This window comes from Acetobacter sp. P5B1 (genome assembly GCF_018811985.1).
Lineage (GTDB): Bacteria > Pseudomonadota > Alphaproteobacteria > Acetobacterales > Acetobacteraceae > Acetobacter > Acetobacter cerevisiae.
On sequence record NZ_JACRVS010000010.1, the window covers coordinates 107060 to 113672 of the forward strand.

The window sequence follows — 6613 nt, forward strand, 5'->3', positions numbered from 1 at the left end:
GGTGACCATTCATCACCATGCACGCAAGAAAAAATCGCCTCCCGTGCAGCCTGAAAACCACTTACGACATTGAAACAATTCTGTTCGGGCAGCCGCTTCCGCGCAGCCTTCTTTTTCAGGAGCCAGACGGCATGAGCACCACCAACAAGGACCTTCTGACGCGCCGGGCCAATGCCGTGCCCCGTGGCGTGGCCTCCTCCACCCCCATTTTTGCAGACCGTGCCGAAAATGCGGAACTGTGGGACGTGGAAGGTCGCCGTTATATTGATTTTGGCGGCGGCATTGCGGTGCTGAATGTCGGGCACCGCCACCCGAAGGTTATGGCCGCCGTCAAAGCTCAGCTTGAACGCTTCACGCATACGGCTTTTCAGGTTTCTCCCTACGAATCCTATATTGATCTTGCTGAAAAACTGAACGAACGCGCCCCGTTCTCCGGCCCGGCCAAGACCATTTTCTTCTCAACCGGTGGGGAAGCAACGGAAAACGCCGTAAAAATTGCCCGTGCTGCAACAGGCCGGAATGCCGTCATTGCATTTTGTGGCGGCTTTCATGGCCGCACCCTGCTGGCCTCTGCCATGACGGGAAAAGTGCTGCCTTACAAGGCTCCTTTCGGAACGCTTCCCGGTCAGGTCTATCACATCCCCTTCCCCGACAGTGATGTGAGCGTGGAAGACAGCCTGAAAATGCTGCACTTCCTGTTTGCGGCTGATATTGCCCCTACGCAGGTCGCGGCCATTATTATTGAACCTGTGCAGGGTGAAGGCGGATTCCGTGTCGCCCCGACAGCTTTGCTGAAAGAACTCCGCCGCCTGTGCGATGAACACGGCATCAAACTGATTGCTGATGAAGTGCAGAGTGGCTTTGCCCGTACCGGTAAGATGTTCGGCATTGAACATTCCGGCGTTGAGCCGGATCTGGTCTCGGTTGCGAAATCTCTTGGCGGTGGCCTGCCAATTTCCGGCGTAATTGGCCGTGCAGACCTGATGGATGCAGTCCCGCCCGGCGGCCTTGGTGGCACGTACGCAGGCGCACCACTGGCCTGTGCCGCCGCACTTGCCGTGCTGGACGTGATTGAAGAAGAAAAGCTTCTGGACCGCGCCAATGCCATGGGTGAGCGCCTGCGCACCCGCATTGAAAGCTGGCACAAACGCTCCGACCTCCTGCCCGTCAGCATGCCTCGTGGTCTGGGGGCAATGGTGGCGTTTGATATTCTGGAAACCCATGGGAGCACCGAACAGCGGGCGGGTGCCGCTGGCAAACTCTGCGCTCTGGCCTGTGAAAAAGGGCTGATCCTGCTGGCGTGTGGCGTGAAAGGGGCGACCATCCGTATCCTCACCCCTCTGACCGCCTCTGATGCCCTGCTGGATGAAGGTCTGGACCTGATCGAACAGACGCTGGCAGACGCAGCCAAAGCCTGACGTCGGACAGATCCGCACAGGTTACAAAAAAGGGGATGCGCCAGATCTGGCTGCATCCCCTTTTTTATTGATATGCAAATGGCGTTTTTTCAGAAAAGCCTTTGAATTAGTACGGGCTGCCATAGTTGCCGGTCGGATAGCCCTGCGTTGCCGGGTAACCCGGTGCAACAGGCACCATCGGAGTTGCGGGAACAACGGGAACAGCCGGTGTGACCGCCGTCATGCCTGCATTTACAACACCAGCGATAATGCCCGTGGTGAGCGCTGTCAGAAGGAACTGGTTGCCGTAACGCATCCACTGATACCCACTAGGCGGAGCCCACAGGCCCGGCTGACGCCGCCAGTCATTCACCATCCAGCGGGATTCACGCGGGCCATCATACCGTTCGCCACGCGTCCAGCGGCGGTTCATATCGTAAGCCTGCTGCGGGCCACCACGGCCATTGCCCATGTTAGGACCACGGTTGCCGTGCTGACCGCCACCACCGGGGCCGCCTGCGCCACCGGGCCCGCCATGACCACCCGGCCCACCCTGACCACGCGGATCAGCATAGGACTGGGGTGCTGCTACGGCAAAACACCCGAGAGCCAGAGCAAGGATAAATTTTGTCTTCATAAGAGACCTCATCTGTAACATGACCACTGTTCCGCCGGGGGTGTGGCAAAAGTTTGTCCGGGCTTCATTCTTTTCATTTTTGAAATAATGATAAACCCCTCTTTCCAAACCAGAAATCATCACCTTTATGGAAAAGGCTCATACACGCATGGCCTGTATGAAACGATCCTGATGACAAAGGTTTCCCATGATCAGCCGTTTACGTATTGGCCTTGTCGTACTCAGCCTCAGCATAGCTGGGTGTGCCTCCCATAAAGAAAAAACGGCTGAAACAACTTGCCAGAATACGGCCCCGGCTCACCATCGCGCCTTCCACGGCAGGATAGAGGTTGGAAATGCCATGCAAACAATGTTGCCGGCTGCCCTGGGAGCCATTCCCGGAGCGGGAAATATGGCTGGCGGGTTAGCCGGAATGGGCATGCGGCAGGCCATGAATGGTTTTGGCCCTCACCCTCATCAGCCGCCTCCAGAGAAAACCGATCAGGAAGAACAGCCTGAGGCAACGCGTCCCTCTTTTCCCTGTCAGCCAGAAAAAGACGTCGTCCCAGACCTGAAGGCTGACGATATTAAAATGGAAGAAGCCCGTTAACTAAAAATAGCGATAAGCTGGCAAACTGAACTGCCCGCGCGGGGAGCCTTTTTACAAATGCGGCAGCCCCATCCAATGAGGCCGTTTGGCTTCAACCCACGCCAACGCTTTATTGGTCAGGCGCTGTAATGGCGGAACATCATCGGACAACAGTAAAAAGCCGAGTGGCAGCATCCACACCCCAAACACCGGCAGAATAGCCAGACACCCACCCAGAATAAAGAACGCGCCCGCCGGCATACGCACCCAACGCGCCTGAGGCCGCCGCAGCCAGTGAACAGCATTCTGCATGCGCGCAGGCAACCGTTTGACCAGCAGTTCTATCCGCCTTTCGCGGTCCTCAATGTCCTGAGCTATCGCGTGTTCTGTTCGCATGCCTATACTCCCTCATCTTTCAAAAGAGTGAGCTTTTAGAACACACCCTCTCCATTCAAAAAAAACGATCTAGCCGCTTCCCTACGGTGCCCTTTAACGCCTGGCAAAGCGCTTCGTTTTCCCTCACGCCCCAAATCTGCAAACGACTGCCAGAATCCAGCCCCAAGCAGGATGAAGGTGTTCAAATATTCACTTCGACACAAATATGTAAAATAGTTAATAAACAAGAGCGGTGCAGAAAGCCTGCCAGAATACAAAACAACTACGCACAAATAAATATATTATAATCGATATATTTTTATTTATCCGTAGAAAGTTAATTTTCATTATCCGCAACCAAATGGATAGTGACATGATTAAAGTATTCACATTCTCAGAAAGAATGAAAAATTACAGAACGTATGAAAATATGGTCCGTGCACGGGCTGATGTTTTTCACACACGCATGCATTGGGATGTGAAAGTTGAGCATGAGAGAGAAGAAGATGAATATGACCGGCAATATAACCCGCTTTATATTGTCGTAGAACGTCCTGATGGGTCCCATGCCACATCCATCAGACTATTACCGACAACTGGCCCGACAATGCTGCGGAACGTTTTCCATCGCTTTTTCCCCAACTGCCCCGATATCTACGGCGCAAACATTTGGGAAGTAACAAGGTATTGCGCAACATACCGGAAAGGAGATCCTGCATCCTATACTGGAGAACTTTTTGTAAAGCTTTCCGAAATATGTCTGGATGCAGGAATTGATATTGTCACTGGTGTCTTTTTTAAACCAATGTATCGTATCCTGATGCGCTCAGGATGGGATCCTATCCCGGTTACAACATCTGAATGGGATGGCAAACCTATCGTGCTGGGAACGTTTGAGATGTCAGAACCCCGCATGCATGACATCGCGCATCGATACGCCCTCGCCGCATAATAGACACCCCTTGCCCCCGCTCATACAGTATCAGACCCATCCTCTGAATGGTGTCTGTGCTGTATGACGAACTCAGAATTTGACCCGCAGATCATCCCCATCAACGATAGTCTTTTTGATGATATAAACGAGTCTGATACACAAAACGACATTTTGAAAATTATTGAAGAAATCAAAAAATCTTCAGGTATTGAAAACCTGACTTACGCCATGCTTTCTTCCATCCCGCAGCAAAGCAAAGCGCCACCTCTTATTACAACATATAATGAGAACTGGCAGGAACTCTATCTTTCCAAAGGCTTTCTAAAAGACGACCCGACCGTTAACAGACTCTTTGAAAGTGCCTTACCTTTTGAATGGTCTAAAATCGTCTGTCGCACCCCCCGCGAACAGCACGTGATGGATTTATCCCGGGAATATGGTGTGGGAGAGTCTGGACTCACTATCCCCCTCCGGGGACTACGGGGAGAACTCGGCATCTTGACCATAACCGGTCCGAACGCCTTCAATCCGCCTCTCAAGAGTTGTTACGCAAGAACATTCAGTCAGGTTGGCCTTTACCTGCATGAATGGCACGCCCGCAAAGCCGGGCTGCGATCAGAACAGGATATCCCGCGTTTATCGGCGCGCGAGAAAGATTGCCTTGCCCTTTGCGCGGCAGGCCTGATGGCCCAGAGAATAAGCGAAAAACTCGGCATTTCTGAAGCAGCGATACGCCTCTACCTGTCTTCAGCACGCACGAAATTACGAAGCCAGACAACCTGCGGCGCCGTCGCTAAAGCTATTCGTTTGGGAATTATATGAGGCGGAGAATGTCCCCCTACCTAGCCCCCCAAATCATTCCATAATCTCTTTATATCCTCGTGCATTACCTATCTCTCCGCCACGGTCGTTTGCGGACATTTCTTCAAACTCCATGTTCCAAGGGGTAACTTGTCCTATTTTTCCCAGCATTACTGCGGAAACGCGGGAAGCCTCAACCTTACCAGCCCAAGTCTCCCGCCGTACAGCCGAGCATAGACGAACGCTGAGGTTAATTTCCAAATGTCCCGTCTCAGGTAATATGCCTAGCCGGACATTGAAGCTCTTTCGGTTTCTCTGAGCGCGAAGGCGTCAGATCGTGGAGTCAGCCTCAATCGACTGGTACAGGATGTTTTGCCTCAGGGACGCGAACGTCAATTATGACTGCAAGCTGTGGCTAGAGCCCCACCGCCTCGTGCTGCATGTCATTCACGCGCCCTTGCCAGCCCGGACCATCCTGTTTCAGGCGATCAACAAGGTCAGGGTCAAGCCGGATAGAAACCAGCTTCTTTATCGGGGCTTTCTGTGGGCCGCTCACCCACCGCTACGAAGCAAAATCAGGCACAATAGCGGAAGCAGGAACCGGCCGCCGGAAATCCCGCTCGGTCAGTTCAGGATTGTCTGCGTCCAGAGTAATGCCCTGATTGATACGGGCATCTTCCTCGTCTGTCGGCATGATAAAGTCAGGTTTGCGCGGCATAGAGCTTTGCCTCTCGTTTGTTAGCCTTGCGCAGGCTGATGATTCGGACGATGTGCGTCTCAATGCTGAATACCAGCACATGAAGGCGCATGATGTCCTTGTGAACGAGTAGTACCAGAACGCCCATGTATTCTGCTCAATATTATTACCTTACCCCGTCAGGGTAAGGCTTGCTCAAGTAGTATCTTGTAAAGTCTGTACAGATGAAATTCGTACGGACAGCACGATATAAATCAGTTCACGTATTTCAGGACTTCAAGCGTGGGAGCAACGACCATTTCCCCAGAAGCAGCTGTGTATTTGGTGGGGTCAACACCTATCACTATTGCGACCTTACCATACTGAATGTGGCCGTTTGGATCCTGCACGATCGTTTCATAAGCCTCTGAACTCGATGGCAGGCTATCAATAATCAGAACGGTATGCTCATCAATCCACTGACGTCGACCAAAGCGAGACGCAATCAGGACCTCGTAGCATTTTCCCTTAGCGGCGTAAGGGTCATTAAAACCTATAATGAGGTTCATAGGCTGAGGTTGCCCAATACAAACTCCTGATACCGGGTCGGCTGGAGCCGGTGTTACTGCCTGCTGTGGCGGCGCATAATTTACCGGAGGCGCAGAAGCTATCTGCGTTTGTTGCGGTGCATTGGCACCTGACAATACAACCGCATCAGCATCAGAAATAAACCCATCATCAGAAGGGCGGTGAGACACACGCTGCCATGTGGAAATAGCCTCTCTCGTGCCTTCGCCGTACACACCGTCCGCAATGCTGCCAACAGGAAGATATCCAAGATCAATAAATTTTTGCTGAAGCGCAATGTGCTGGTCAATCGGGCGACTAGCCTCTTCCAGGGCGCTCCCGGACAAACGCGCTTTATATTTCTGCGTTATCTCGTCCATCTTGGAGATATAATAGCTTGGATCTGCTTTAGAGGGTGTTATGTACTTTCTGGCGTAAGTGTTCCAGAACAGATGGATGAATACTGCCCGCAAACCGTATCCGTCTGATATCAGTGACGAAGAGTGGTCTCTGATTGTTCCATACCTCCTTTTGATGAAAGAAGATGCGGACCAGCGACACCATAATCTGAGAGAGTTGTTCAACGGTCTTCGGTATGTGATCCGTTACGGCATTGCATGGCGTGCGATGCCGAACGATCTGCCGCCATGGACTGCGG

Annotated in this window: 11 protein-coding genes; 5 read left to right on the plus strand and 6 right to left on the minus strand. The window is 52.4% G+C overall.

The genetic code is table 11. The annotated features are described in order from the left end of the window. Positions 1-131 precede the first annotated feature (131 nt). Complete coding sequence (gene gabT, locus KP703_RS08695; protein WP_215754522.1) at positions 132-1418, plus strand: 4-aminobutyrate--2-oxoglutarate transaminase; 1287 nt, start codon at positions 132-134, stop codon at positions 1416-1418. A gap of 106 nt (positions 1419-1524) precedes the next feature. On the opposite strand, the gene KP703_RS08700 is transcribed toward gabT, so the two are convergent. Then, the gene (locus KP703_RS08700) at positions 1525-2034 is read right to left on the minus strand and encodes an RcnB family protein (RefSeq protein ID WP_062272137.1); all 510 of its coding nucleotides are present in this window, start codon (positions 2032-2034) and stop codon (positions 1525-1527) included. Between the two features lie 199 nt (positions 2035-2233). Continuing rightward, entirely contained in the window at positions 2234-2380 is a 147-nt protein-coding gene (locus KP703_RS08705) for a hypothetical protein (protein WP_215754523.1), read from the minus strand. A gap of 3 nt (positions 2381-2383) precedes the next feature. Between KP703_RS08705 and KP703_RS08710 the strand changes: the two genes are divergently transcribed. Then, positions 2384-2623: a hypothetical protein gene (locus KP703_RS08710; RefSeq protein WP_215754524.1), complete on the plus strand. Its 240-nt coding sequence runs from the start codon at positions 2384-2386 to the stop codon at positions 2621-2623. Between the two features lie 51 nt (positions 2624-2674). Here KP703_RS08710 and KP703_RS08715 read toward each other — a convergent pair whose 3' ends face one another. Then, positions 2675-2998 (minus strand): hypothetical protein, encoded by a 324-nt coding sequence (locus tag KP703_RS08715; RefSeq protein ID WP_062141987.1) that lies wholly within the window; start codon positions 2996-2998, stop codon positions 2675-2677. 352 nt (positions 2999-3350) lie between these two features. Between KP703_RS08715 and KP703_RS08720 the strand changes: the two genes are divergently transcribed. Together KP703_RS08720 and KP703_RS08725 are read left to right on the plus strand one after the other, a co-directional pair. Continuing rightward, the gene (locus KP703_RS08720; RefSeq protein ID WP_167347324.1) at positions 3351-3929 is read left to right on the plus strand and encodes an acyl-homoserine-lactone synthase; all 579 of its coding nucleotides are present in this window, start codon (positions 3351-3353) and stop codon (positions 3927-3929) included. Between the two features lie 63 nt (positions 3930-3992). Further along, entirely contained in the window at positions 3993-4733 is a 741-nt protein-coding gene (locus KP703_RS08725) for a LuxR family transcriptional regulator (protein ID WP_062247400.1), read from the plus strand. 394 nt (positions 4734-5127) lie between these two features. On the opposite strand, the gene KP703_RS08730 is transcribed toward KP703_RS08725, so the two are convergent. The 3 genes from KP703_RS08730 to KP703_RS08740 form a co-directional block, all read right to left on the minus strand. Further along, positions 5128-5268 carry a BrnA antitoxin family protein gene (locus tag KP703_RS08730; RefSeq protein WP_215754525.1) on the minus strand — a complete coding sequence of 47 codons (141 nt, stop codon included), beginning with the start codon at positions 5266-5268 and terminating at the stop codon, positions 5128-5130. A 6-nt stretch (positions 5269-5274) separates the two neighbouring features. Beyond that, positions 5275-5430, minus strand: coding sequence for a type VI secretion system baseplate subunit TssF (locus KP703_RS08735; protein WP_215754526.1), 156 nt, complete (start codon positions 5428-5430; stop codon positions 5275-5277). 233 nt (positions 5431-5663) lie between these two features. Then, on the minus strand, positions 5664-6428 hold the full coding sequence (locus KP703_RS08740) for a peptidoglycan-binding protein (protein ID WP_215754527.1): 765 nt from the start codon (positions 6426-6428) through the stop codon (positions 5664-5666). On the opposite strand from KP703_RS08740, the gene KP703_RS08745 reads away from it, so the two are divergent. Continuing rightward, positions 6412-6613, plus strand: a 202-nt coding sequence (locus KP703_RS08745; protein WP_215754528.1) for a transposase, incomplete at its 3' end; no start/stop codon positions are given. The genes KP703_RS08740 and KP703_RS08745 overlap by 17 nt on opposite strands.

Bases quoted from the DNA above. Each gene is read 5' to 3' on its own strand.
- KP703_RS08715 (WP_062141987.1), bottom strand. From the start codon at position 2,998: ATGCGAACAGAACACGCGATAGCTCAGGACATTGAGGACCGCGAAAGG.
- KP703_RS08735 (WP_215754526.1), bottom strand. From the start codon at position 5,430: ATGCCGCGCAAACCTGACTTTATCATGCCGACAGACGAGGAAGATGCC.
- KP703_RS08710 (WP_215754524.1), top strand. From the start codon at position 2,384: ATGTTGCCGGCTGCCCTGGGAGCCATTCCCGGAGCGGGAAATATGGCT.
- gabT (WP_215754522.1), top strand. From the start codon at position 132: ATGAGCACCACCAACAAGGACCTTCTGACGCGCCGGGCCAATGCCGTG.
- KP703_RS08700 (WP_062272137.1), bottom strand. From the start codon at position 2,034: ATGAAGACAAAATTTATCCTTGCTCTGGCTCTCGGGTGTTTTGCCGTA.
- KP703_RS08725 (WP_062247400.1), top strand. From the start codon at position 3,993: ATGACGAACTCAGAATTTGACCCGCAGATCATCCCCATCAACGATAGT.
- KP703_RS08720 (WP_167347324.1), top strand. From the start codon at position 3,351: ATGATTAAAGTATTCACATTCTCAGAAAGAATGAAAAATTACAGAACG.